Origin of the sequence: Amycolatopsis mediterranei (assembly GCF_026017845.1) — a bacterium.
GTDB classification, from domain to species: domain Bacteria; phylum Actinomycetota; class Actinomycetes; order Mycobacteriales; family Pseudonocardiaceae; genus Amycolatopsis; species Amycolatopsis mediterranei.
Genome location: NZ_CP100416.1, coordinates 7480987 through 7505777 on the forward strand (window position 1 = coordinate 7480987; position 24791 = coordinate 7505777).

Genomic DNA, 24791 nt, shown 5'->3' on the forward strand with positions numbered 1-24791 from the left:
CGGTGGGGGATGATGGCGGGGTGAGTGACGCGGGCCCGTCGTGGCCGGTCTCCGAACACGGCCTGGTCAGCGGGTGGCCCGGCGCCGAACGGCTGCGCGCCTGGGCCCGCGCTCACCCCGCGGCGACCGACGTGCTGCTGGCGTGCGCGTTGCTGCCGCTGGCGCTGACCATCGAGCACCGCGGGGTGGCGCCGGCGGCTCGTCCGCTGCTGTTCGGGACGGGCGTCCTGCTGGTGTCCACGCTGGCCTTCCGTCGGCGCTACCCGCTGTCGACCCTGGCCGCGGCGTGTACGTTCGCCCTGGTCCAAGGGTCTTTCGGGCCGACGTTCCCGCCGACCGTGATCGCCGTGCTCGTCGCCGTCTACACCGTCGGGAGCTACTCCCGGCGGCGGCCGGCCTTGACCGCGCTGGCCGTGCTCGGCGTGTTCATCGCGGCCGTCGTCTTCCCGAACGACGAGTTCGCCGAGTCCCTCGCCCGGTTCGTGTTCACCGCCGCCATGGTCGTCGCCGCGTTCGTGCTCGGGGTGAACGTCCGGATGCGCCGGGTCTACCTGGCGTCGCTGCGGGACCGGGCCCTGCGAGCCGAACGCGACCGCGACCAGCAGGCCCAGATCGCGGCCGCGCGCGAGCGGGCGATCATCGCCCGGGAGATGCACGACATCGTCGCGCACAACCTCTCGGTGATGATCGCCCTGGCCGACGGCGCCGCCTACGCCGCACGGACCGACGCAGGCGCCGCCGAAACCGCGTCCCTGCACGTCTCCGCGACCGGCCGGCAGGCGCTCGACGAGATGCACCGGCTCCTCGGCGTGCTGCGCAACAACAACGGCGACGAAACTCCCCGCACCCCGCAGCCCGGTGTCGCCCAGATCGACGACCTCGTCACCCAGGTCCGCACGGCCGGCCTGCCGACCTCGTGGACGATCGCCGGCGAGCGGTTCCCGCTCTCCCCCACCGCCGGGCTCGCGCTCTACCGCGTCGCCCAGGAAGCCCTCACCAACGTGCTCAAACACGCCGTCCGGCCCTCGGGCGCGCACATCCGCCTGACCTACACCCATCCCGCCGTCACCCTTGAGATCGACGACGACGGCGCCAGCAGCGCGACCGGCCCAGCCGCCGGGCACGGGCTGAGCGGCATGCGCGAACGCGTCGCCGTCTTCGGCGGCGACGTCACCGCCGGCCCCCGCCCCGGCGGCGGCTGGCGAGTGACCGCCCGGCTCGAACCCGGACGCGTCCCCGGCGACACCGGCACGGCGGTCAGCGCGTGATCAGCATCCTCCTCGTCGACGACGAACCCCTGCTGCGGCTGGGTTTCCGGCTGGTCCTGGAGTCTCAGCCGGACTTCACCGTGGTAGGAGAAGCCGCCGACGGCGCGGCCGCGATCAGCCGCACCGCCGAGCTCGACCCGGACGTCGTCGTGATGGACGTCCGCATGCCCGGCATGGACGGGATCGAGGCCACCCGGGAAATCGTCCGTTCGCACCCCCGCTCGCGAGTGCTGATCCTGACCACCTTCGACATCGACGAATACGCCTTCCCCGGCCTCAAAGCAGGCGCGAGCGGCTTCCTGCTCAAGAACGTCCCACCCGAAGACCTGATCTCCGCAATCCGGGCCGTCGCCGGCGGCGACGCGGTCGTCGCCCCCAGCGTCACCCGCCGGCTCTTGGATGCCATGGCCGACCGGATCCCCGACACCACCCCGACCGGCAATACTCCGACGACCGGACACGGTCTGGAACGGCTCACCGAACGCGAACTCGAAGTCCTCACCAAACTCGCCCGCGGCCTCTCCAACGCCGAGATCGCCGAAGAACTCGTGCTGTCGGAAGGGACCGTGAAGACCCACGTCGGGCGCATCCTCAACAAACTCGAACTACGCGACCGGGTCCAAGCCGTCGTCCTGGCCTACGACATCGGCCTGGTCCGGCCCACCTGACAGCTCCGCCCGGCGGATGACGGACCGGAAAGGTCACCTCCGCCGTCCGGGCGCGCAGGCAAGCAAGCGGATCGCAAGATTCTCTGGGGCGAAAGGAAGATCGGACAGAGCAACCGCAGCACCATGGCCGGCGATCATGTCCTGCCCTTGAAGGTGCCCATCGCCGCAGGTCCGTGAACCGACCTCTGGAACCCCACAGCCCACACCACGGTCATCATGGATTCGACGGGATCCGCAGGACCGCCCAGACGACCTTGCCGCCGGACTGCCTGCGCGAACATCCGGATGCGTGTGCCAGCTGAGTAACGAGGTGCAGCCCGCCGCGGGGTTCGGCGAGGTCACCGGCCGGGTGAGGCAGCGCCACCGGTCGTGGGTCATCGTCGGCGACGGCGACCGTGAGGCGGCGGCGCCGCAGCTCCAGACGCAGGCGGGCGGGTGAGGTGGTGTGCCGGGCGGTGTTGGCCACGAGTTCGCTGGCCACCGCGACCGCGTGCGGAGTCAGCGTGTCGACCTTCCAGTTGTCACAGGTGTCGGTGACGAATCGTTGCGCTGCACGGACACTCAACGCCGAGGGCGGCAGCCACAGCTCGGTGCGCTGCCGCGGCGCCGGCTCTTCCAGCTGTTCCAGCGCGTCGAGCACCGTCGACCGCACGGTGAGGAACCGATGCGCCGGACCATGGTCGAACGCCGCTGCGTGCGCCGGACCGGGGACGACAACCAGGGATACCGCCGACCAGGCCGAGACACGCATCCACACCGTGACGAACACACTGATCAGATAATCATGCGTGATCTCGAGCGCGTCGAGGTCGACGATCACCGCGCGGGGCTGGTCGGCCGCACATTTGAGCATCGCGTCCCGCAGCAGCGGATAGGTCTGGATGCTCAGCACGCCCGCCGGGCGGATGATCGTGGCACCCTGCAACGCGGACAGGTCGCATCGGAGCGGGCTGTCGCCGTCCACGAGTGCTATTCACCTTTCGTCGTACATGTCATAGGCGCTCGGGATCCGGCCCGCGAGCTACCCGAGCACGGACTCGAACGTACGCCGAGGCGGGTCACGTTGGTTGCAGCACCACAGGGTTCACTCGATCTGATGATTCTCGAGCGAATATGACGCGTTGTGTAACGCTGCGATATCGAGATTTGTTGGCCTTTAGCCAACATCGGGGAATGATCGCCAATTCGGGCTGTCCATGGCGTGTGCGTCAACTCATGCCCGGTGATGAGAATCCACTCGCGGCCCGTCGGGTGCCTGACGGCTCGTAGCGGCGATCCGGGTTCGGCACCGCGTTCTGGTGATTCGCTTCACCACCAAGGCCGGACTCAGCGCAGGCCGCTTGGACACCGGGCGGAGGTTTCCGTGTTCCGGCCGCGCTGCGGTCCTCGCCGGTCGGGGCCATGCTGGGGGGAGTGCCCGCGTCGGCGACCGGCGAACGCGCCTACCCGGTGGATGTCGTCGCGATCGTCGCGTCCGCCGGCGGTATCGCCGCGGCCAGCCGGGTTCTGGGGCAGCTGCCGGCTGCGTTCCCGGTTCCGATCGTGTACGCCCAGCACCTCGGCCCGCGGCCCAGCCGGCCGGCGGCGATCCTCGGGCGCCACACCGAGCTACCGGTGGAATGGGCGGCCCAGGGTGGCCTGGCCGCCCCGGTCCTGGTGACGCTCTGCCCGCCCCGAACCCGCCTGAACGTCCGGCCCGACCTGTCGTGCGCGCTGCACCCGGCCGAGCGGACCGCCGCCGAGCACCCACTCGACGCACTGCCGCCTCGGTCGCCGACTCCTTCCGCGCGCAGGTGCTCGCCGTGGTGCTGAGCGGCGCGGGCCACGACGGCGCCGCGAGCACACACGCGGTCCACGAGGCCGGCGGCCTCGTGCTGGCCCACGACGAGGAAACCGCCGAACACCCGTGGCTGCCCCGGGGCGGTCGTCAGGGCGCGGGCCGCCGGCCGCGTGCTGCCGGTGGGCGCCCTCGGTCGCGCCCCGGTGCCGGCAGTCGGCGATGATGGAATCGCCGGGCGCGAAATCGAGGACGCCGACCTTGCCCGCGCTCACGTTGGTGCTGCTGTGGGCCCCTGCTTGCCGGCTTCGAATTCCGTCTTCGCCGCGTGCCGGTCGATCTCGTGTTGTGGCGTTCCCCGCCGTGGCTTCGGGTTTTCTCAGGACACGAGCTGGCGCAGCGGCCCGTTGTCATCGGCGAAGTTGCGGGTGCTCATGGCCTGCACTCCGGCGTTGTGTTCTCCGTTGAACGGCGTGACCGTGCCGGGACAGCCTGCCTTGACGGCGTCGGCGGGCGAGTTGAACCAGAAGCCGACGTGGAAGGTGTGGATCGGGGCGAACGCCGGATTGCTCGCCGCGTCCTGCGGGTGGACCACCGGCGCCGGTGCGGTGTTCGGTGCCACCGCGAAGGTTTCGACGTTGAACCGGCCGATCACGGTGACCGACGCGGTGCCGTCGTCACCGGATTGCAGGTCACTCTGGTACCACGACACGCCGAACGGCCCGTTCGGCACCTGGATGATGAACAGGTCGAACCCGGTGTCGGCCGGCAGACCGGTCGCCCGCAGGGTCATGGTTTCGTTCAGCCCGTGCGTCACCACCCGGACCTTCGCGGCGGCCGCCCCGAGACAGTTGGCGCCGGCGGCCACGCCGGAGCGAACCATGGGGAAGGTGATGCTGCTGTCCGCGGCGTCCGCCTGTGCGGTGGCCAAAACTCCGGCGCTGAGCAAGGTCACCGCGCCGACGGCAGCGGCTGCGGTGGGAAGTTTACGTAATCTCACGGGATCCTCCGAATCGTGGAATATTGCCCGGCGATGGTGAAATGCGGAGCGGCGCTGAGGAAGAGGTGCGTGCACGATGGCTCCCCCATGCCGGCTGTGCCGCTCATTCCGGTCACGGTGTCAGCCGCCGTCGACAATCCGTCGACAATCCGTCGACAGTGCTGGTACGCGGCCATTCCGGGGCACGATCGGGCGTGACGCACCGACGGCGTGGCGGCATGCGAACCCGGCGGCCGATCAGACGGGGACGACGCTCCGGCCTCAGCCCGGAAATGTCAAGGCCCGCAGCAGCGCCGAATTCGACCGGAACAGCAAGGGCGACGCGGGTATCCGGCCGAGCCGACCGGCATGAAACTGCTGATCCGCAACAACCAGCATGCGCATTTTCGTCAGGCTTGGGGATGTGTGGTGTGTTCGTGCTGGTGGAGGTGGATTAGCGCGGCGGTGGCCGTCGCCGTTGTCGGTGAGGCCGAGTTTCTGGAAGATCGTCCGGATGTGGGTCTCGATGGTTCGCTCGGCGACGATCAGGTGGTTCGCGATTCCGGCGTTGGTCCGGCCTTCAGCGACCCGCCGCACGGCGTCGAGGAAGTCCTCCACTCGCAGCACTCGGTCTTTGACCGTTTCCGGCCGCTGCCGTCATGGTGATGCCGGCGGTCGCGGCGCGGTGAGCCAGTGGTCGAGTTCGTCGAGGATGTTTTCGATGATCGGATACAGGCCGTCGGCGATCGCCTCTTGACTCTGGCCTTCGAGCGTGCGCCGGCCGGCTTCGCCGATGATGACCCGGAACACGCCGGCCAGCGCGATCCCCTGCAGTTTGGCGATCTCCGGCGGGACGGTGGTCGTGTCGGCGATGGCCTCGGCGATGGCTTCGGCCTGCCGGTCGGTCAGCTCCAGCGCCAGCCGGTGGACGGCCGGGCTGATGGCCGCCAGGTGGCCGAGCTCGCCTCGCCAGAGCTCCGGCGGAATCCGGCGGATCCCGGCGACGGAATCGAGGACGAAGGCGCGGATGGCGGCCGCCGGGCTCGTGCCGGCGGGCCGGTCTCGGACCAGATCGCACAGCCGTTGCCGGATCTGCTCCTCGCGGTCGGTGACCAGCTGTTCCTTGGTCCCGAAATAGTTGTAGACCGTCTGTTCGGCGACTTCGGCCTCGCGTGCCACGTCGCTGACGGACACGTGTTCGTAGCCGTGCTCGGCGAACAGGCGGGCCGCTGTGTCCGCGATGAGCCGGCGGGTGCGTGCCTTCTTGCGCTCACGAAGTCCCGGACTCGACACCTCCGCAGACTACCAGCAACGCTCCAAGTTTCGTGCGTATACTATTTTTAGAGTCAGCTACAAGTTTCTGAGGAGCATCATGATGATCTTGATCACGACCGCGGGCAAGGTGGGCGCGGAGGCGGCTCGACTGCTCGCCGATCGAGGAGAAAGAGTTCGGGTCCTGGCACGCAACCTCGAGAAGGCCGCCGCTCTGGCGCGGTCGGGGGTGGAGGTGGCCGCCGGTGACCTGGATGCTCCGGCGACCATCGACGCGGCGATGCGCGGAGTTTCGTCCGTCGTCCTGGTCAGCCCGGCGATACCCGCCCAGGAGCTGAACGTCGTCGACAGCGCGGTCCGGGCCGGCGTCCGGCACGTCGTGAAGGTCACCAGCAAGGCATCGGCGGACTCGCCGATCGCCCGGCGGCGCGGCCAAGCCGAGATCGAGAACGGGTTGATCGCCTCCGGGCTGGGCTACACGTTGCTGCGCAACAACGCCTACATGCAGAACTTCTTCATGTCGGCCCCGTCGATCGCCAAGGAGAGCAGCTTCGGCTCGGCAGCCGGCGACGGCCGTCTCGGCATGATCGACACGCGGGACGTCGCCGCCGTCGCCGCGGAAATCGCCCTCGCCCCGGCTTCGCACGCCGGGAAGACCTACTGGCCGACCGGCCCCGACTCACTGTCCTTCGCGGACGCCGCGGCGGTGCTTTCGAAAGTGCTCAGCCGGCCGATCGCGTTCGAACCGCTGACGATCGAAGAACAAACGCAGGCCATGATCGAGGCCGGCGTACCGGCGGCCCTGGCCGCGATGAACGCCCAAGCGGTGGGCTTGTTCGCCGAGGGCGACTGCGACTACGTCACCGGCGACGTGCCCTCGATCCTCGGCCGGCCGGCCCGCGACTTCGAACAGTTCGTCACCGACCACATCCCGGCCTTCTCGTGAAGCCCCGTAGCGGAGCCGGAACACCCGTCCGACAGCCCGTCCAGGAGGAGACCATGCCCATCTACGCGGTTACCGGAGCATCAGGCCGGCTGGGACGCTTCGCCGTCCTGGAACTGTTGAGCCGTGGAGTGCGGGCCTCTGACGTCGTCGCTGTCGTGCGCACGCCGGGCAAGGCCGCCGATCTCGCCGAGCGTGGAGTGCAAGTGCGTGAGGGGGACTACTCCCGCCCGTCGTCCCTGGCCGTCGCGCTGGCCGACGTCGACCGGCTGCTGCTGGTCTCCGGCAGCGAGCCGGGCCGGCGGGTCATCCACCACACCAACGTCATCGAGGCCGCCAGGTCGACGGGCACGTCGCGCGTCGTCTACACGAGCATGCTCAACGCCGATGACACGACCAACCCGCTGGCCGAAGAGCATCAGGAAACCGAGCGCGCGCTGCGCGACGCCGGTATCCCGTTCACGCTCTTGCGCAATGGCTGGTACACCGAGAACTACACCGGTCAACTCGGCGAATACCTGCGGCACGGCGAGATCCTCGGCGCCGCCGGCAGCGGCCGGATCTCCGCAGCGACACGCCGGGACTACGCCTGCGCCGCGGTGACGGCGTTGCTGCAGGACGAGCCGGGCAACCGGAGCTACGAACTCGGCGGACCGGCCTTCGACCTCTCCGAGCTGGCCCGGGTCATCAGCGAGGTCACCAGCACCGCGGTGGTCTACCGCGACCTGCCGGTCGAGGAGTACGAGTCCTCCCTGCGGCAAGCCGGCCTCGACCGAGGGAGCGCCGAGTTCGTCGCGGCGCTGGATGTTTCCATCGCCCACGGTGACCTGGCGACCGACAGCCAAGACCTCGCGCGGCTGCTGGACCGTCCCGCGACGCCTCTCGCCGAGGTCGTGCGCACGGCCGCACAGCGCACCACAACCCACTGACTTCCCACCGCAACCGACAGGAGCCGCGATGTCGTCACCCCACCCCGCCACCACGTTCCCACCCCGGGACGCCTTCGTCGCCGGCAAGGACGACGCGCCCGCCTACTGGTTCTACGACACCCTGTGGGTGATCTTGGCCGACGTCCACCAGACCGGCGGCTCGTTCTCGGTCCTCGAACAGTGGATGCGGGCCGGAGTCGGGCCGCCGCTGCACGTCCACAACGTCGATGAGTGGTTCTTCGTGTTCAGCGGCTCGATGGACATGCAGGTGGGCGCGCGCAAGCTCACCGCAACAGCGGGGGACTCCATCTGGATCCCCCGCGGCACCGATCACGGGTTCACGACCACCGAGGAGACGCACGTGCTCAACGGTTACGCACCCGGTGGCGTCGAGCAGATCATCGCCGGCATCGCGACACCGGCCGAGCGCCGCGAGTTGCCGCCGCAGGATCTCGAGCTGCCCGACCCGGACGCATTCGGCAGGCTGCTCGACAACTATTGGTCGTCCCTCAGCACCAATACCTGGGCCCGGACCGCACCCCAACGCTGAGGCGGGCCCGGCGTGGGCCCGACCCGTTCCCTCGCCGGCTTGTGGCCGGCCCAGCGATGTTCCCGCCTGGGCCGGCCGACGGGCGACAAGCGTGCCCCGGTACCCGCTCAGGCGGCCACCACGGGAGCGCCGGTGGTGCTCCAGACCGTGCCCCGGCGCTCGTGCCGGATCAGCTCGCCGACCGCGTGGGCCACCCGCGGCCCGACTTCGCGCTCGACCAGGTGCAGGGCCAGGTCGATGCCGGACGTGACGTTGCCGGAGCTGAGCAGGTTGCCGTCGTCGACCATCCGGGCCTCGACCGGAACCGCCTTCGTCCCCGTGAGGTCGCGGCCGCGTTCGTGGGTCACCAGCGGACGTCCGTCGGCCAGACCCGCGTGAGCGAGCAGGATCGAGCCCCCGCAGACGGTCGCGACGGCCGCGTCCGGCCCGGCCAGGGCCTCGCGCAGCCGGTTCGGCAGCTCGCTGCGTCCCGCCGCCGCGAGCAGCCGGCCGATGCCGCCCTCGATGGCCGGGTCCATGGACAGGCCGCCGGCTGCCCCAGGAACCACGATCACGCTCTTCTTCCGCGGATCCAGTGCCGCCGTGGCGGTCAGCGTGATGGACGCGAACCCGCTGGGCACCTCCCGCGCTCCTTCGGCGGCGACGAACTCGGTGGTCACCTGCCCGCCGGAAAACAGGCCGGCGGAGTGGAAGACCTCGAAGGGACCGAGGACGTCGAGGGGGTCGAATCCGTCGTAGAGCGCGATCTGCACGTGCATGGCACAACTCCTCATGTTTACCGGCAAAAAGCAATGTCCTCAAAGGACGGAAAGCGGAAAGCAGGTCAGTCCAGCATCCTTTGGAGCGCCTTGGCGCTCTCGGACACGGCCTCGCCGAAGCGGGGCCCCAGAAAGACGAACGGCAGGAAACCGTGCGGCAGGTCGGCTTCGCGCACCGCCTCGACCGGCACGCCTGCCGCCCGCAGCTTCTCCGCGTACCGCTCACCTTCGTCGCGCAGCGGGTCGAACCCGGCGGTGACCAGATGAGCCGGCGGGGTCGCCGCCGCGACCGTGCCGTAGAGCACCGACACGAGCGGATCGGTCCGGTCGGCCCCGGAGGGCACGTAGTGGTCCTGGAACCAGGCGATGTCCTCGTCGGTCAACAGGAACCCTTGGCCGAACCGGTCCCGCGAGGGATGCCGGGCTGCCAGGTCAGTGGCCGGATACAGCAGCCACTGTCCCGCCGGGACAGGGCCGTCGCCGCGGTCGGCGGCGCGACGGGCGGTCACCGCGGCGAGGGTGGCGCCCGCGCTGTCCCCGCCGACGACGATCCGGTCCGGGTCGACGCCGAACTCGCGAGCGCGCGCGACCGTGTCGTCGAAAGCCGCGAGCGCGTCGTCCACCGCCGCCGGGAACGGGTCTTCCGGCGCGAGCCGGTAGTCCACGGACAGCACCCGGTGGCCGGTCCGCTCGGCCAGGAACCGGCCCACGTGGTCGTAGCCGGCCCGGCTGCCGATCACCCAGCCGCCGCCGTGGAAGAACACCAGCGCACCCGAACGATCACGACCGGACGCCGGGACATACAGCGTCGCCTCCAGCAGCCCCTGCGCTCCGCGCAGACGCACGTCGGAAGCGGCCACCGCCCGCGACGGGCGCCGGCCGGCTCGCAGCATCGGCGCGGGGCGCGCGCGCGCCGCCCGGGACAGCTCCGGCGAGTCGCCGACCACGAGCGCCGACTTCCCGTCCCCCAGTGACCGGATCAGCAAGCGGGCGTCGACGGCCAGCCGCGTGTCGTCGACGACGACCTCCGGACCCGCCATCCGTGCCCGTACCGCGGCCGGCAACCGGCTCAGCAGCCCCACCGCGGCTTCCTGCGCCCGCACGGACAGCGGAACTCGGGTCGCGTTCACCATTTCACTCCACCCTGCGAGTTACAGCTTGACTGGAACGTAGTTTCAGGCAGACTGTAACTCATGATCACCGCACTCAGCCAGTGGACGAGGACGTGAACCGGAGCGCGGACAACGGCGCTCCGGCTCCCGGGCCGCACCGCGATGCTGCGCGTGACCGAGGAAGGCCGTCGGCTGCGGCTGACCGGACAGGCCGTGATCGACGAGGCCGATGCCGTCATCGCCGCCGCGGTGCCCGCCGGCACCGGCGATCGACCGGCCCCGGCCGTGCGCGCTGCCCTGGAGCACTTCCCATCGAACCGAAACAACCAGCACAAGGAGAAGGCGAGTGACCGTAGCCGTGGACGTCGAGATCGCGGCCGCCCTGGCCCCGGTCTACGAGGCGATGAAGGCCATCCCGCCACTGGCACCCGGCGACTGGCGCGGCCGGCGCGAGGTGTTCGGCGCGGCCATCGCCGCGCAGGCGGCCCTGCTGCCGGTCCCCGACGGCGTCGTCGTCACGTCGTGCGCGGCCACCGCCGAGGACGGTGCCACGATCCCGATGCGCCTGTACCGGCCCGCGGAGGTCCGGTCCCCGGCGCTGGCCGTCTACTTCCACGGTGGCGGCATGTTCCTCGGCAGCCTCGACACCCACGATGCGCGGTGCCGCACCTACGCCGAGCTCTCCGGGATCCCGCTGCTGTCGGTCGGGTACCGGCTGGCACCCGAGCACCCCCACCCGGTCCCCGTGGAGGACTGCTTTGCGGCCGTGCGCTGGGCCGCCGGCAACGCTGCCGGCCTTGGTGCCGACCCGAACCGCATCGCGGTCATGGGAGACAGCGCGGGTGGCGGGCTCGCTGCCGGCGTGGCGCTGCTCGCGCGCGATCGCGGCGCCCCCGCCGTGGCTGCCCAGATCCTGATCCACCCCATGCTCGACGACCGCACGATCGTCGCGCGGCCGGACCTCGAGGGCATCGCGACCTGGACCGTCGAGGACAACCGCACCGGCTGGAGGTGCCTGCTGGGCGAGGCGGCCGGCGGCCCCGACACTCCCGGCTACGCCGCTCCCGCACGGGCGACGGACCTGCGGGGCCTGCCGCCGGCGTACGTCGAAACCGGACAGCTCGACATCTTCCGCGACGAGAACATCACCTACGCCGACCGGCTCGGCCGGGCCGGCGTCCCGGTCGAGCTGATCCAGTACCCCGCGGTACCGCACGCGTTCGACACCTTCGACCCCGAAGCGGCCGTCAGCCGCCGCGCCACCGCCGGCCGCGTGCTGGCGTTGCAGGCCCTGTGATCCCCACGACCACGGACGTGAAGCCGCCCGATTCGCCTGAAGTCCACACCGGACCGCTGATCGGTGTACTGGTGGGCGCGGCGTTCGTGATGTTCCTCAACGAGACAGTGCTGAGCGTCGCTGTGCCGGCGCTCACCCGCGACCTGCACGCGACGGCCGCGACGGTGCAATGGGTGATCAGCGGGTACTTCGTGGCGATGGCGGTGGTTCTGCCGGTCACCGGTTTCCTGCTCGAGCGGTTCTCGGTGCGGCGCCTCTTCATCGGTTCCTTGACGGTGTTCATCGCCGGCGCGCTGATCGGTGCGCTCGCGCCGGGCTTCGCCTTCCTGCTGACAGCGCGGATCGTGCAGGCGGCCGGAACCGCGACGATGGTGCCCCTCCTGATGACCTCCGTGATGCGGCTGGTTCCCCCGCACCGGCGCGGTGCCACGATGGGAGCGACCACGATCGTGGTCGCCGTCGCACCGGCGCTCGGTCCCGCACTCGGCGGCGCGGTGGTCGACGGCCTCGGCTGGCGCTGGATCTTCTGGATCGTCCTCCCGCTCGCGCTCGCCGTACTCGCGGTGGGACTGCGGGTCGTGCGCGCACCAGCTCCCCTGCACAAGGCCCCTCTCGACATCTCCAGCCTCGCCCTGTCCGTCATCGGGTTCGGCGGCATCCTCTACGGCTTGTCGGTTCTCGGAGAAACGCGAGCGGCCGGGCCCGAAGTGTGGGCGCCGGCTGCGGCCGGAGCCTGCGCGGTGGCGCTGTTCGTGGCACGGCAACGGATCCTGCAACGCACGGACCAGGCTCTGCTGGACCTGCGCCCGCTCACCGACCGCGCGTTCACCGTCGCACTGGTGCTCGCGGCGCTCATGTTCCTGGTGCTGATCGTGACCGGGACCGTGCTGCTTCCGCTCTACCTCCAATCGGTGCTGGGCCGCAGCAGCTTCGCCGCCGGAATGGCGCTGCTGCCCGGCGGGCTGGTGCTGGGAATTCTCGGACGTCCCGCCGGCTCGCTGTTCGACCGGTTCGGCGCCCGCCGGGTCGTCGTCCCCGGCTCGATCGCGATCGCCGTCGCTCTGGCGTTGTACGCGTCGTTCGGTGGAGGGACCCCACTGGCCACCGCCATCGGCGCCCACGTTCTGTTCATGATCGGCGTGTCACTGTTGATGACGCCGCTGATCACCGAGGCGTTGTCGGCGCTGCCGGAACACCTGTACGGGCACGGGAGCGCGGTCCTCAACACGATGCAGCAGGTCGCGGCCGGACTCGGCACGGCCGCGTCGGTCACGATCGCCACACTCGCCTCAGCCGGTGACACGCCGGACGCGAAGGGGTTGCGCGTCGCCTTCCTCTGCGCCACGGCCATCGGCGTGGTTCTGGTGGCACTGGCTCCGTTCGTCCGAGGGCACCCAACGCGCGAAACCGCGAAAATCGCTCATCCCCAGGAAGCCCCATGATCTCTCTTCGGAACAAGACCATCGTCGTCACCGGCGCCTCGTCCGGCATCGGTGCCCAAGCCGCGAGACAGCTCGCCGAACGAGGTGCCCGCGTCGTCATAGTGGGGCGCAACCGGGCTCGTACCGACGGACTCGCCGACGCACTCGCGACAACCGGCCGTCCCGTCGCCCGCCATGTGGCCGACTTCGCCGACCTCGAACAGGTTCGCCGGCTCGCCGTCGATCTCGCCGCGGACCTGGAGAAGATCGATGTGCTGCTCAGCAACGCCGGGGGTGCGTTCGCGGACACCTCGCCGACCGCGGACGGCAACGAGCTCAACTACCAGGTCAACGCGCTGTCCCCGTTCCTGCTCATCCGGGAGCTCACCGCCGCCTTGACCGGCGGGCGGATCGTCGCCACCAGCTCCCGCTCGCACCGAGGAGCGGTCCTGCACCACCAGGACGTGGGCAGCCAGCTCGATCGCGTGACCGGGCTCGGACCGCACCAGCGCTATGCCCGGGCGAAACTGGCAAGCCTCCTGCTGCACCGGGAGCACCAGCGCCGGCATCCCGACATCGAGATCGCCGACGTCCACCCCGGGCTCGTGGCCAGCGACTTCGGCCGCTACCTCGGCCGGACGGGCACGATCCTGAAACACGTCGCGAGCCCGCTCCTGCGCTCGCCCCGCGCGGCAGCCAAGACGCTCGTCGCGCTCGCCGAATCGGCGGAGTTCCCGAATGCGGCGTACTTCGTCCGTGACCGCCCAGGTACGCCCTCGGCGCTCGCAGACGATCCGCAACTGGCGTCGGCGGTCTATCGCGACGCCTGCCGTCGCCTCGAGCAAAGCACCCGGGAGAACTGACGATGCGAATCTTCGTGGCGGGCGCGAATGGACGGCTCGGCCGTATTGTGGTGGCGCGAGCGCTCGAAGAGGGCCACCAAGTCACCGCCTTCGTCCGAAACGCGGGCTCTCTGCCCGACAACCCCGCATTGTCGATCCGGATCGGCAGCATCGCCGAACAACCCGATCTGGTCCGCCAGGTGGTGCAAGGCCACGACGCCGTGCTGTCGGCCCTGGGTAACCCGTTGTGGCTGAAGGGAATGCGTGGCCCGGCCATCCTCGCCGCCGCGGCGGCGAACCTGGTCACGGCCATGCACGCCACCGGTGTCCCCCGCCTCGTCCTGCCCCTGGCGTGGGGAACCGGCCTCAGCCGCACCGCCGCCTCGCCGCTGGTGCGCGCCATCGCCGCCACCCTGATCCGTCGCGACTTCCGCGACTTCGACGCCGCGGAGAAACTGGTCACCACCTCGGATCTCAAGTGGACAATCGCCTATTTCGGTGCGCTGACCGACGACGAACCCACCACCCGGTGGAACGCATCCACCCACATCCGCACGCCGAACCCACTTGCCATCGCGCGCGCGGACGTCGCCCGGTTCCTGATCTCCTCCCTCGATGACGAAGCCCTCGTCAAACAGCACGTCGTCCTCAGCGGAGCCGCCAACGGCAACACTTCGTCGCGGTCACCGGGGAACTGCATTTCGGACGGGCCGCCCGGCCGCCGCTGTTCAAGGCGATCCGCGACTTGAACCGCAACTCGGCTTGCAGCTGCTGAGGCGCACCACCCGCCAGGCCACTACTGGAGTTCCGCCGCCCGGCGGGCGAAGAACGGGTCGTCGATGGCGTAGAGCCAGCGGCCATCGGCCTGGCGACGTGCGACTTCCGTGCTGTCCACGACCGTAGAGGTGCCGTCGGGGGCGGTAAGCGTCACCACGTGCGAGAGCAGCGCCAGCCCGGGCCCGGACACCGCCGAACGCGGGACGGATTCGATCGCGACTCCGTCGTCGAGCAGCGCACCCAGTTCGGCCCGGATCGCCTCGTGCCCGGCCACCGGATCACCGCCACGGCGGCCGATGACACCGCCGGGCTCGTACAGTGCGATGAGGCCGTCGAGGTCTCCGGCTCGGAACCGTTGGAGGAAAAGGGAAGCGAGTTGCCCGGGAGTTTCCGCGGCCGCCGGTGCCCCTGATCGCCGGTACGGCGGGCGGTCACCCCAGCCCGAGCCCTCGATCATGTCGTACCACGTCGGGGCCTGTCCAGGCGGCACAGTGAGCGCTGCCACGTGACCGGGAAAGTTGATGGGGGAAGCTTTTCCCGGCGTCCCGGCGATCTGAGCGGAATGGTGTTCGACGAAGGCGTAGCCGAGGTCCTCTCGCGGCCACGCCTCGACCGCGCCGGCGATGAGATCTTCGGGCAGGGCGTCGCGGGCGAGACCGGCGATGTCGGTCGCGATGCCCACCTGGGCGACGCGAGCTTCGGGAGAGAACCGTTCGGCGATGCCGTCCGAGGTGTGCAGCACGATCCCCTCCCACACCGCGTCGGCGCGTTCCTGCTCGACGCCCGCGTCGAGCAGGAACGCGCGGGCCATGTCCGCGCCGTCGACCTCGAAGCGCTGGGAGCCGTTCCCGGCCTCACTGAGGCCGAGGTCGTGGAGCAGGCAGATCAGGAACACCAGCTCTTCGTCGTAGTCGCGCCCGGGCTCGAGCCCTTGCGCCGCAGCAGTGGGCCGGACGAACAGAAAGCTGCGCGCGCAGTGACCCACCAGGAATTCGGGCAAGTGTTTCCCGACGTAGGACATCGCTTCGTCGGCCACGGCGCTCGGGCTGGAAAGCCCCAGATCACGGGAGCTCGGCTTCATGGGAATGTCCCTTTCAGACGGTGGGTTCAGGACGGTTCGAACGACGCGCGAAGAGCGTTGCCGAGAGCATCGATGAAGCATTGGTGGAGCTCTGGCGGGACCTCGGCCAGAAGCTCGGCCTCGGCTTGGGCGAGGATGCTTTGGCCCTGCTCGCGTAGCCGGTGTCCTTCGGCGGTCAGGTGCAGGGTGGCGGTTCTGCCGCGTCCGGGGTCCGAGGATCGCTTCACCGCGTCCCTCTCCTCGAGATTGCGAAGCGTCGCCATCATGCTCTGCGGTGTGACGTGGGCGCGGCGCGCGAGCTCGCTGTAGGAGATCCCCGGCCGGCGGTGCAGGTGCCCGAGGGCCGAGAGGTGACGCAGTGAGATGCGGTGCGCACGCAGGTCACGGTCGACACGATCACGGATCCGCTGTCCCAGCGTCATCAGCAAGAAGGCCGCATTGGACGGAGGGACGGAGGGGACACCCGGGGCCGGCTGATCGGCCGGCCCTTCCCTGTCCGCGTGTTTGCTCGTGCCATCGCTCATGTCGAACACTCTGTCAGGCCCTCTCCGGCGTGAGTTACAGTCTCACTGTAACTCACCGGAGGAGCTGAACGTGGCCGATCGGCGGCGTGTCCCCGCATCGGTTCGTGTCCAAGAGCTCGCGGTGGCTCTGCCGGTACGCGCGCCGGGGCGGTTGAGGGAGACGTTGGCACTCACTCACGGCCGGTACCCGGCACTGACGTGTCCGATGCGGACACTGGGGTGGTCCGGCGGCGGGAAAGCCGCCGCAGGGCGAACATTCCGCCGATACCGGGAGCCAGGTTCACCACCAGGACGATGAGCGAGACCAGTTCGACGGTGCCGCGATGCGCAGCGGCGACCAGGCTGTCACGGGGGTTGAACCAGGCAGCACGGGCAAATCAGTCCTTCTGTGGTCGATTCGGCCCCACGCTACCCAGCACATCCCGGAGCCGGAATCGGCGCGATTGCCATCTTCCCCCAGGTTTTCGCCAAACCCGGGTTCACCGACTGCGTGGGACCGGGTACCGCATTCCGAATTCACGGAAAAGGGGATGGCCGCACCCGGTAGCGCTGTGTCAGCGGGTGAACGTGCGCCGGTAGGCGGTGGGCGTGGTGTTCAGCGTCCGGCGGAAGTGCAGCCGCAGGTTGGCGGCGGTGCCCAGCCCGCACTCCCTGGCCACCCGGTCCACCGAGTGGCCGGTGGTCTCCAGCAGTTCCCTGGCCAGGCCGAGGCGGGCCTTCGCCAGCCACTGCAACGGCGTCGTGCCCGTCTCCTCGGCGAACCGGCGCATGAACGAACGCTGGGACATCCCCGCGTGCCGCGCGAGCACGGCCAGCGTGAGCGGCTGGTCCAGCCGCTCCAGGACCCAGGCCCGGGTCGCCGCCAGGGACGCGTCACCGGCCACCGCGACCGGCGCCGGCACGAACTGCGCCTGGCCACCGTCGCGATGCGGAGCGGCCACCAGCCCGCGAGCGAGCTGGTTGGCCACCACGGCGCCGAGGTCACGGCGCACGATGTGCAGACACAGGTCGATCCCGCAGCACACCCCGGCCGAAGTGAGCACGTTCCCCTCGTCGACGTAGAGAACGTCGCGGTCCACCCGCACCGCCGGAAACTCCCGTTCGAGGTCTTCGATGTGCTGCCAATGGGTGGTGGCGTGCAGCCCGTCCAGCACCCCGGCCGCGGCCAGCGCGAACGCGCCCGTGCAGATGGACACCACCCGGCGGCCCCGGTCGCGGGCCTCGGCCAGCGCGTCGAGCACGGGGGCCGGTGGCGGCACGAGAGGCGGCTCGAATCCGGGCACGATCACGGTGTCGGCGGCCCGTACCTGCTCCAGGCCGCCGCTGACGACCAGATCGAGGCCCACCGTGGTGGTGACCCGAGGCGTCAGCGAGCACACCGTCATGGCGTAGGGAGTCTCGGCGCGCGTGGCGAAGACCTGCGTCGGGATCGCCAGATCGAGCGGGGTCACCCCCTCCAGGACCAGCACCGCGACTCTGTGCACCGCCATGGCAAGATTCTAACGAAAGGCGGCAATCCTGCCACTCGCCAGGTCAGGCCCGCGCCCGCCACTGTGGACCACATGACACGCCATCTCCTCACCGATCCGATCGCGCTGCCGGACACACCCCTGGCCCGTGCGGCCACGCACCTCGCCCGGAACGCGGAACCGCCGTCCCTGTTCAACCACAGCGTCCGCAGTTACCTGTTCGCGCGCCTGACCGCCCATCGCCTCGGCTGCCAGGACTACGACGACCAGCTGCTGTTCGCCGCCTGTGCCCTCCACGATCTCGGCCTGGCCGCCGACGGACCGCACCGGCAGAGGTTCGAGGTGGAAGGCGCCGACCGCGCTGCCGAATTCCTCACCGCACAAGGACTCCCCGCGGCCGACGTCGACGCCGTGTGGGAGGCGATCGCCCTGCACACCTCGGCGGGCATCGCGGAACGCCGCGGCACGCTGTGCGTGCTCGTCCGCGAAGGCATCGGCCTGGACTTCGGCGGCGTCCTCGGCTCGGGCCAGGCCGGCACGGTCACCGACGAGCAGGCCGAGGCCATCCACGCCGCCTACCCCCGCCTGGCCATGGTCCGCTCACTCGTCGACGCCATCGTCACGCAGGCCGCGGCCGACCCGGCCAACGCGCCCCGCTACTCGGTGCCCGGCGAACTGCTCCGCGAACGCCGCACGGCCGGCGAGAGCCGCATGGAACAGGCCGCCCGCTCCTCCCGGTGGGGCGACTGACCGGTCCGGCACGTGGCAAGAAACTTGCGAAAGGCGGCAATCTTGCCACTCGCCGATCAGGCGCACCCAAACCACACTGGACCACGACCCCGCCTGCTCGCCTCAGCCAGGCGCACCAGGAACTTCCGAGAAAGGCTCCACCGCGATGACGACCTACCCCGTCGAGATCCCTTCGGACTCGGCCGTTTTCGGGCAGACGACCGGGGGCTTCGAACGTTTCGGCTACTCCCCCGCCGTCCGCGCGCACAACCACCTCTTCATCGCCGGACAGATCGGCAGCCGCCCCGACGGAACGGTCCCCGACACGATCGAAGAACAAACCGAACGAGCGCTCCTGCGGATCGAGGAAATCCTCCGGCTGGAAAAGCTCGAGCTCACCAGCCTGGTGGACATCACCAGTTACCACGTCGACATCCACCAGCACCTCCCCGGCTTCCTCGACGTGAAAAAGCGTTTCGTCAACGCCCCTTACCCCGCCTGGTCCATGATCGGCATCAGCGGCCTGGCCCGGCCGGAATTCCTCATCGAAATCAAGGCCACCGCCGCCTACCCCCGCTGAAGCCGCGGCATCGTGCCAACGGCTTTCGCGCCCGGGCCGGCTCCCGGCACCGGGTTCGGCGTGCCGGCCACCGTGGCCGGCACGGTCGGCAGCCAACTCGAGGCCGGCGACGGCGTACGGGAGCGGTAGCCGGCCGGAGGTCGTCTCACGGCCCGGTGTTCCCTGAGTGATGCGTGGGGCGCCATGGAGTACTGCACCTCTTCTACGAGTCGTCCCAGCCGTACCACGTCGGCGCCGGCCGACGACCGCCTGTCCTTATCCGACGGCGCTTCACGCGAAGGTCGCGGCGTGGTCGGTGACGAATTCCCGGAAGGTCCGCGCCGGCCGGCCGAGCAGCGACGGCACGTCCTCGGTGGCCCAGTCGGCGTCGCCCTCGGCGAACAGGCCGAGCGCTTCAGCGTTCATTTCGGCGACGGCCGCGGGGAGGCCGGCGTCGATCATGGCCTGCCGTTGCTCTTCGAAGGTAAGGGGGTGGAAGGTGCTCGGCCGGCCGAGCACCTTCGAGAGCACTCCTGCAGCGTCCGGATAGGACAGTAGCCGAGCCCGGAGGCGATCAGCCCGTTCGCTATTCCGGTCTGGCCGCGCCGCCGGGCGATGGGTGAGTCTGCCGAAGCCTTGCTGGTGATCTTCACGACGTGGTCCACGCCCGCGCGGACGGCGCTGCCGACCACGTTCAGCTCCTGCGCGGGTATCGCCGGGCTGACGAGCACCACGGAGGTGACTCCTTTCGTCGACGCGTCGATGGTGGCAGGCACTCCGAGGTCACCCTCCGTGATTTCCGCGCCCGCCCGCGCCAGCGTCGTGGCCTTCTCCGGGTACGGGCGCCCTCAGCCATGCCGCCTCCCCCGAACGAGTGACGAAGGTCCGCCAGGACTCCTGGCCCTGGCCTCGCGAGGGCCGTAGGTGGAGACTGGCGCCAAGTCACGGGCGAGTGCGCTTCGGCCCGGGTGCCGGTGGCCCAGGTCCGCGGTCCGGTTCAGCCAAGAGCCCGCCGCGAACCGCCCTCTCCCTTCACCTGGCCCCGCAGTGGGGTCGTGCCTTCCCGGCTAGCCGCTCGCAGGTTTGGTTTGTCGTGCGGTGGGGCAGTTCAGGGCTGTTTCGGGGTGTCGATCAGTGGGTTGAGAAGGGACGACAGCGATGTCCACTGGTGGCAGAGGCCAAAACAGGCAGGAACTGGCGACGGTGCTGAGCGAGGTAGCGCGGACCTGGCGAGCCGCGCCGGATGTGACCGCCACGGTCGAGGCGATCACGCGTGCCGCCGTGAGTCACCTTCAGGGCACCGAGTACGCCGGGGTCGCCCTGTGCAGCAAAGGAAAGATCACCACCGTCGCCGCGACCGACGACCTGGTGACCGAGATCGACCAGTTGCAATACAAGGTCGGTGAAGGCCCCTGCGTGGACGCCATCACCCACCACCGGACCTACCGCACCGGCGACCTGGCCACCGAAGGCCGCTGGCCGAACTTCGCACTCGCCGCGTCCGCCGCCGGCGTCCGCTCGATGCTGTCCTACCGGCTGTTCGACTCGAGCACCACGATCGGCGCCCTGACCCTGTACTCCACCGAACCCGACGCGTTCAGCGACGACACGGTGGCCGACGGTGCGCTGTTCGCCGGCCACGCCGCCATCGCCCTCGCCACCGCGCAGACCGAAGCCCAGCTGGTCACCGCGCTGGAAAGCCGCGACCAGATCGCCACCGCCAAGGGCATCCTCATGGAACGCCACCGCCTCGATCCGGCCCAGGCGTTCGCCATGCTGGTCGACGCCTCCCAGAACTCCAACGTGAAACTCCACGACGTCGCCGCATGGCTGATCGACGACACCGACCAGCTGCGGCGCGAGTTCCCCGAGCCCGTCGCCGGGTAGGAGGCTCGGGAAGGATCCGGCCTGGTCAGGGGTGATGGCGCCGTCGTGCCGGTAGACCGTCGGCGGGTGGTCGAGAGCGTCGAACACGGCCACCCGCGACCCCAGTTCGCCCCAAGCGAGCGCGCGGGAGAACACCAGCTCGCGCTGGGGTTTCGCCAGATCCTGGGCGCGCCGACACTGACGCACTGGCGATCGTCTTGGCGGAGACGAGTTCCACGTTCTCCGGGACCGTGCCCGCGGGCAGCTCGACGATCGCCGTCATCCGCTACCCGCGGCCAGGTTCTGCCGGCTGAACCGCGTCAGCCCGGCATGGTCGATCCGCGCCGAGGCATGGCGATGGCTGGCTCTCAAGGAGATCAGGAAGGAGATCAGGAAGGACCTGCGCTGCGCCGTCCAGTCGTTCGGCCAGGTTCAGCATCGCCGAAACGGACCCGATCAAGGGCCGCCCATCCGACGCGTTCCTCAAACAGGTCGCCGACGTCGCGGATGTCCTCCCGCCGCCGTGACGACGTGGGCTGGACGGTTCAGGTTCGGGACGACCAGCCCACGCCGATCCGCGAGCGCGATGATGAAACACTTCGCGCCGCAAGCCGCCGGTGTCACGAGCGGGGTTCGAGCAGTGGCTGCGCCGCGGCTGTTCCCCGAAACCTGGTGAGGCGCAGGCTGTTCGAGACCACGAGGCAGCTCGACGCCGCCATCGCCGCCCCGGCGATCATCGGGTTCAGCAGCCCCGCCGCCGCCAGCGGCAACGCGGCCACGTTGTAGGCCAACGCCCAGAACAGGTTCGCCTTGATCGTCGCCAACGTCCGGCGCGACAACCGGATCGCGTCGACCGCGGCCATCAGATCGCCGCGGACCAGCGTCAGGTCCGCCGCCTCGATCGCCGCGTCCGTGCCGGTGCCGATCGCCAGCCCCAGATCCGCGGTGGCCAGCGCGGCTGCGTCGTTCACGCCGTCGCCGATCATCGCCACCACCCGGCCCTGGGCCTTCAGATCCGCGATCACCTCGACCTTCTGTTCCGGTGAGACCCCGGCGATCACTTCGGTGATCCCGGCCTCTTGCCCGATCGACTGGGCCACGGCTTCGTTGTCGCCCGTGAGCAGCACCGGGGTGAGGCCGAGCCGGCGCAGCTGGAAGACCGCCGGAGCCGACGTCGGCTTCACCGTGTCGGCCACGACCAGCACCGCGTGCGCGAAACCGTCCCAAGCCAGGAGGACCGCGGTGTTCCCGGCCCGTTCGGCCTGCTGCTTCACCTTGAACAGCGCCGACGGCACCCGGACCGACATCTTCTGCAGCAGTTCGGGCCGGCCGACGACGACGCGGTGGCCGTCCACCCGGCCGAGCACGCCGTAGCCCGCGACGGCCCGGAACTCCCGCACCTGCCCGACGTCGCCGAAGCGGCGGCGCGCCGCGTCGGTGACCGCGACCGCGATCGGGTGCTCGGACGCGCTTTCCAGCGCCCCGGCCAGCTGCAACGCCAGGTCCGGGGGCACGCCGTCGACGGTCTTGACCCCGGCCAGCGTCATCTTCCCGGTGGTCACCGTGCCGGTCTTGTCGAGCACGACGGTGTCGACCCGCCGCGTCGACTCCAGCATCTCCGGTCCTTTGACCAGCACACCGAGCTGGGCGCCGCGGCCGGTGCCCACCAGCAGGGCGGTCGGTGTGGCCAGCCCCAAAGCACACGGGCACGCGATGATCAGCACGGCGACCGCGGCGGTGAACGCCATCCCGGCCCCCGCGCCCGAGAAGAGCCAGAACCCCAGTGTCACCACGGAAAGCGCTATCACGATCGGCACGAACACCGCGGACACGCGGTCGGCGAGCCGCTGCACATCGGCCTTGCCGCTCTGGGCGCGTTCGACCATCGCCGCGATGCGCGCCAGCCGGGTCTCGGTGCCGACGCGGGTCGCGCGCACGACGAGCCGCCCGCTCATGCTGACCGTCGCGCCGACCACCTCGGCGCCGACACCGGCTTCGACCGGCACGGCTTCCCCGGTGACCAGGCTGAGGTCGACCGCGGAGGCGCCGTCGACGACCACGCCGTCGGTGGCGATCTTCTCCCCCGGCCGGACCACGAACAGGTCGCCGGTCCTCAGCTGGTCGATCGGGATCCGCTCTTCGCGGCCGTCCCGAAGCACGGCGACGGACTTCGCGCCGAGGTCGAGCAGTGCCCGCAACGCCGCACCGGCCCGGCGGCGCGACCGGGACTCGAAGTAGCGGCCGGCCAGGATGAACAGCGTGACGCCGGTGGCGACCTCGAAGTAGATCCCGTCGACGTTGTGGTCGGCGTAGAGGGTGAACTCGAACTCGTGTCGCATGCCGATGACCCCGGCCCCGCCGAAGAACAACGCGTAGAGCGACCAGAGGTAGGCCGCGGCCACGCCCATCGACACCAGGGTGTCCATGGTCGCGGTGGCGTGGCGGAGGTTGGTCCAGGCGGCGCGGTGCAAGGGCCACGCGCCCCACACCACCACGGGCGTGGCCAGGACCAGGGAAACCCACTGCCAGGCGGGGAACTGCAGCACCGGCACCATGGCCGCCAGGATCACCGGGGCACCGAACAGCGCTGACAGCTGCAAGCGGCGGCGCAGCGCGTCGGACGGCAACGGCTCGGAGGCCGTCTCCGCGGACCGCGGTGGTGCGGGTGGCGCGGCCGTGTAGCCGGCCGCCTCCACCGCGCGGATGACGTCGTCGGTCGTCATCGACGGCGGGACCCGCACGTGGGCCTTCTCCGTGGCGTAGTTGACGCTGGCCTCGACGCCGTCGAGCCGGTTGAGCTTGCGTTCGATCCGCGCGGCGCACGACCCGCAGGTCATGCCGCCGATCACCAGCTCGATCGCCGGCCCGGTCGGCGCGGGCGGGGTTACCGCGTCCCGGATATCGACCCGGCGGGGATCGATGGCCTGGATGGGGTCGGTGACGGGGTCGGGCCGACGAGGCCGCCCGCCGGGCCGAACACCCGTCCCAGCACGGCGGTCACCTTGAGCGAAGCCGGCGTGACGGCCTCCGGTGGTGGTCATCGGACGAGCTGGTAGCCCGCGGTGCGGATCGCCTGCTCGACCTGCCCGAAGCCGAGGGCGCTCTCGCTGGTCACCTGGACGGCGCCACTACCGAGGTCGACGTCGATCTGACGGACGCCGGGCAGCTCACCGAGCTCTTCGCGCACCGAACTGGCGCAGTGCCCGCAGGTCATTCCGGTCACCGCGTAGGTCGTCTGGATCATCGTCATCCACCTTCCCGGCCGTAGCCGTGTCGTGACGGGGCAGTGCCCTCGCCGTGACATGGTCGGCCGCGCGCGCCGGATGGTTCCCGCGACTTTCGGTCAAGATCGTTTTCAACCGGATCGGCGTGGGCGACGTAGTAGCGGGTGTGACGCCAGAACGCGCGGACGACGCCGACATCACGCGGTGGGCCCTGCTCGCCGGCCGCGGCGACGGCCCGGCCCTCGAGCAGTTCCTCCGCTCCACCCAGCCGTATGTCTGGCGGTTCGTCGCCGGGCTCGCCGACGCGCAGTCCGCGGACGACCTGACCCAGGAGACCTACCTGCGGGCGCTGGGCAGCCTGCCCCGGTTCAAGGGCGATTCGTCGGCCCGGACCTGGCTGCTGTCGATCGCCCGGCGCACGGTCGCCGACCACATCCGCGCCCTTCAGGCCCGCCCGCGGCAGGCGTCGGTGACCGACTGGGAAGCCGCCGCCGAACGCGCCGAACCATCCCGCGCCGAGCGGATCGACGAGCAGGTCGTCCTCGACCAGCTCGTCAAGGCCCTCGACCCTGACCGCCGGGTCGCGTTCGTGCTCACCCAGACCCTCGGGCTGTCCTATGTGGATGCCGCGCAGGTGTGCGGCTGCCCGGTCGGCACCATCCGCTCCCGTGTCGCCCGGGCGCGGGAAGACCTGCTGGCGGCGATGGCCGGGACCCGGCCGGGTTATCCGGCGGTCGGCTGACCCA

Annotated in this window: 27 protein-coding genes; 15 read left to right on the forward strand and 12 right to left on the reverse strand. The window is 70.3% G+C overall.

Annotation, left to right across the window (positions count from 1 at the left end; translation table 11 throughout):
• Positions 1–20: 20 nt before the first annotated feature.
• Complete coding sequence (locus ISP_RS33365; protein ID WP_037373987.1) at positions 21–1268, forward strand: sensor histidine kinase; 1248 nt, start codon at positions 21–23, stop codon at positions 1266–1268.
• Entirely contained in the window at positions 1265–1936 is a 672-nt protein-coding gene (locus ISP_RS33370) for a response regulator (RefSeq protein ID WP_013228286.1), read from the forward strand. Before ISP_RS33365 ends, ISP_RS33370 begins: the two co-directional genes overlap by 4 nt.
• 214 nt (positions 1937–2150) lie before the next feature.
• On the opposite strand, the gene ISP_RS33375 is transcribed toward ISP_RS33370, so the two are convergent.
• Entirely contained in the window at positions 2151–2900 is a 750-nt protein-coding gene (locus ISP_RS33375) for a hypothetical protein (RefSeq protein ID WP_013228287.1), read from the reverse strand.
• 449 nt (positions 2901–3349) lie between these two features.
• On the opposite strand from ISP_RS33375, the gene ISP_RS33380 reads away from it, so the two are divergent.
• A complete protein-coding gene (locus ISP_RS33380) occupies positions 3350–3748 on the forward strand; it encodes a chemotaxis protein CheB (RefSeq protein ID WP_014467472.1) in 399 nt (132 codons plus the stop codon).
• Complete coding sequence (locus ISP_RS48400) at positions 3739–3939, forward strand: chemotaxis protein CheB (protein ID WP_412152460.1); 201 nt, start codon at positions 3739–3741, stop codon at positions 3937–3939. The genes ISP_RS33380 and ISP_RS48400 overlap by 10 nt, the downstream gene beginning before the upstream one ends.
• A 153-nt stretch (positions 3940–4092) precedes the next feature.
• On the opposite strand, the gene ISP_RS33385 is transcribed toward ISP_RS48400, so the two are convergent.
• The 3 genes from ISP_RS33385 to ISP_RS33395 all read right to left on the reverse strand — a co-directional run bounded on the left by ISP_RS33385 (position 4093) and on the right by ISP_RS33395 (position 5985).
• Positions 4093–4668, reverse strand: coding sequence for a hypothetical protein (locus ISP_RS33385; RefSeq protein WP_235190553.1), 576 nt, complete (start codon positions 4666–4668; stop codon positions 4093–4095).
• Positions 4669–4974: 306 nt separating this feature from the next.
• Positions 4975–5310 carry a LuxR C-terminal-related transcriptional regulator gene (locus ISP_RS33390; protein ID WP_071831545.1) on the reverse strand — a complete coding sequence of 112 codons (336 nt, stop codon included), beginning with the start codon at positions 5308–5310 and terminating at the stop codon, positions 4975–4977.
• A gap of 39 nt (positions 5311–5349) precedes the next feature.
• Complete coding sequence (locus ISP_RS33395) at positions 5350–5985, reverse strand: TetR/AcrR family transcriptional regulator (RefSeq protein WP_013228290.1); 636 nt, start codon at positions 5983–5985, stop codon at positions 5350–5352.
• A gap of 79 nt (positions 5986–6064) precedes the next feature.
• Here ISP_RS33395 and ISP_RS33400 point away from each other — a divergent pair, with 79 nt between their 5' ends.
• Genes ISP_RS33400 through ISP_RS33410 form a run of 3 tightly spaced genes read left to right on the forward strand, consistent with a single transcriptional unit; the run spans position 6065 to position 8386 of the window.
• Positions 6065–6910: an NmrA family NAD(P)-binding protein gene (locus ISP_RS33400; RefSeq protein ID WP_013228291.1), complete on the forward strand. Its 846-nt coding sequence runs from the start codon at positions 6065–6067 to the stop codon at positions 6908–6910.
• A 53-nt stretch (positions 6911–6963) separates the two neighbouring features.
• Positions 6964–7836, forward strand: coding sequence for an SDR family oxidoreductase (locus ISP_RS33405; protein ID WP_013228292.1), 873 nt, complete (start codon positions 6964–6966; stop codon positions 7834–7836).
• A gap of 28 nt (positions 7837–7864) precedes the next feature.
• Positions 7865–8386 carry a cupin domain-containing protein gene (locus ISP_RS33410; RefSeq protein WP_013228293.1) on the forward strand — a complete coding sequence of 174 codons (522 nt, stop codon included), beginning with the start codon at positions 7865–7867 and terminating at the stop codon, positions 8384–8386.
• A gap of 107 nt (positions 8387–8493) precedes the next feature.
• On the opposite strand, the gene ISP_RS33415 is transcribed toward ISP_RS33410, so the two are convergent.
• Both ISP_RS33415 and ISP_RS33420 read right to left on the reverse strand, forming a co-directional pair.
• Positions 8494–9144 (reverse strand): DJ-1/PfpI family protein, encoded by a 651-nt coding sequence (locus ISP_RS33415; protein ID WP_013228294.1) that lies wholly within the window; start codon positions 9142–9144, stop codon positions 8494–8496.
• 65 nt (positions 9145–9209) lie between these two features.
• A complete protein-coding gene (locus tag ISP_RS33420) occupies positions 9210–10277 on the reverse strand; it encodes an alpha/beta hydrolase (RefSeq protein WP_265049873.1) in 1068 nt (355 codons plus the stop codon).
• A 325-nt stretch (positions 10278–10602) separates the two neighbouring features.
• On the opposite strand from ISP_RS33420, the gene ISP_RS33425 reads away from it, so the two are divergent.
• The 4 genes from ISP_RS33425 to ISP_RS33440 are packed head-to-tail and all read left to right on the forward strand — an operon-like array spanning position 10603 to position 14565.
• Entirely contained in the window at positions 10603–11553 is a 951-nt protein-coding gene (locus ISP_RS33425) for an alpha/beta hydrolase (protein ID WP_013228296.1), read from the forward strand.
• Entirely contained in the window at positions 11550–12995 is a 1446-nt protein-coding gene (locus ISP_RS33430; RefSeq protein WP_013228297.1) for a DHA2 family efflux MFS transporter permease subunit, read from the forward strand. The genes ISP_RS33425 and ISP_RS33430 overlap by 4 nt, the downstream gene beginning before the upstream one ends.
• Positions 12992–13837 carry an SDR family NAD(P)-dependent oxidoreductase gene (locus ISP_RS33435; protein ID WP_013228298.1) on the forward strand — a complete coding sequence of 282 codons (846 nt, stop codon included), beginning with the start codon at positions 12992–12994 and terminating at the stop codon, positions 13835–13837. The genes ISP_RS33430 and ISP_RS33435 overlap by 4 nt, the downstream gene beginning before the upstream one ends.
• A 2-nt stretch (positions 13838–13839) precedes the next feature.
• A complete protein-coding gene (locus ISP_RS33440) occupies positions 13840–14565 on the forward strand; it encodes an NAD(P)-dependent oxidoreductase (protein ID WP_071831548.1) in 726 nt (241 codons plus the stop codon).
• 47 nt (positions 14566–14612) lie between these two features.
• Here the strand turns inward: ISP_RS33440 and ISP_RS33445 are convergent, their stop codons facing one another.
• From ISP_RS33445 to ISP_RS33455, 3 genes are all read right to left on the reverse strand, one after another.
• Positions 14613–15674 carry a nuclear transport factor 2 family protein gene (locus tag ISP_RS33445; RefSeq protein ID WP_014467477.1) on the reverse strand — a complete coding sequence of 354 codons (1062 nt, stop codon included), beginning with the start codon at positions 15672–15674 and terminating at the stop codon, positions 14613–14615.
• 26 nt (positions 15675–15700) lie between these two features.
• Positions 15701–16198 carry a MarR family winged helix-turn-helix transcriptional regulator gene (locus tag ISP_RS33450; RefSeq protein ID WP_230468481.1) on the reverse strand — a complete coding sequence of 166 codons (498 nt, stop codon included), beginning with the start codon at positions 16196–16198 and terminating at the stop codon, positions 15701–15703.
• Between the two features lie 554 nt (positions 16199–16752).
• A complete protein-coding gene (locus ISP_RS33455) occupies positions 16753–17688 on the reverse strand; it encodes a GlxA family transcriptional regulator (protein ID WP_013228302.1) in 936 nt (311 codons plus the stop codon).
• Between the two features lie 72 nt (positions 17689–17760).
• Between ISP_RS33455 and ISP_RS33460 the strand changes: the two genes are divergently transcribed.
• Positions 17761–18417: an HD domain-containing protein gene (locus ISP_RS33460; RefSeq protein ID WP_235190554.1), complete on the forward strand. Its 657-nt coding sequence runs from the start codon at positions 17761–17763 to the stop codon at positions 18415–18417.
• Positions 18418–18562: 145 nt separating this feature from the next.
• Positions 18563–18976, forward strand: a complete 414-nt coding sequence (locus ISP_RS33465) for a RidA family protein (protein WP_013228304.1) — start codon at positions 18563–18565, stop codon at positions 18974–18976.
• Between the two features lie 270 nt (positions 18977–19246).
• Here ISP_RS33465 and ISP_RS33470 read toward each other — a convergent pair whose 3' ends face one another.
• Positions 19247–19486 (reverse strand): Rossmann-fold NAD(P)-binding domain-containing protein, encoded by a 240-nt coding sequence (locus ISP_RS33470; protein ID WP_013228305.1) that lies wholly within the window; start codon positions 19484–19486, stop codon positions 19247–19249.
• 627 nt (positions 19487–20113) lie between these two features.
• Between ISP_RS33470 and ISP_RS33475 the strand changes: the two genes are divergently transcribed.
• Positions 20114–20842 carry a GAF and ANTAR domain-containing protein gene (locus ISP_RS33475; protein ID WP_320109486.1) on the forward strand — a complete coding sequence of 243 codons (729 nt, stop codon included), beginning with the start codon at positions 20114–20116 and terminating at the stop codon, positions 20840–20842.
• A gap of 599 nt (positions 20843–21441) precedes the next feature.
• On the opposite strand, the gene ISP_RS33480 is transcribed toward ISP_RS33475, so the two are convergent.
• Both ISP_RS33480 and ISP_RS33485 read right to left on the reverse strand, forming a co-directional pair.
• Positions 21442–23658 carry a heavy metal translocating P-type ATPase gene (locus ISP_RS33480; RefSeq protein WP_049878266.1) on the reverse strand — a complete coding sequence of 739 codons (2217 nt, stop codon included), beginning with the start codon at positions 23656–23658 and terminating at the stop codon, positions 21442–21444.
• 200 nt (positions 23659–23858) lie between these two features.
• On the reverse strand, positions 23859–24065 hold the full coding sequence (locus tag ISP_RS33485) for a heavy-metal-associated domain-containing protein (protein WP_013228308.1): 207 nt from the start codon (positions 24063–24065) through the stop codon (positions 23859–23861).
• A 146-nt stretch (positions 24066–24211) separates the two neighbouring features.
• On the opposite strand from ISP_RS33485, the gene ISP_RS33490 reads away from it, so the two are divergent.
• Positions 24212–24787, forward strand: a complete 576-nt coding sequence (locus ISP_RS33490) for a sigma-70 family RNA polymerase sigma factor (RefSeq protein WP_014467479.1) — start codon at positions 24212–24214, stop codon at positions 24785–24787.
• Positions 24788–24791: the final 4 nt, after the last annotated feature.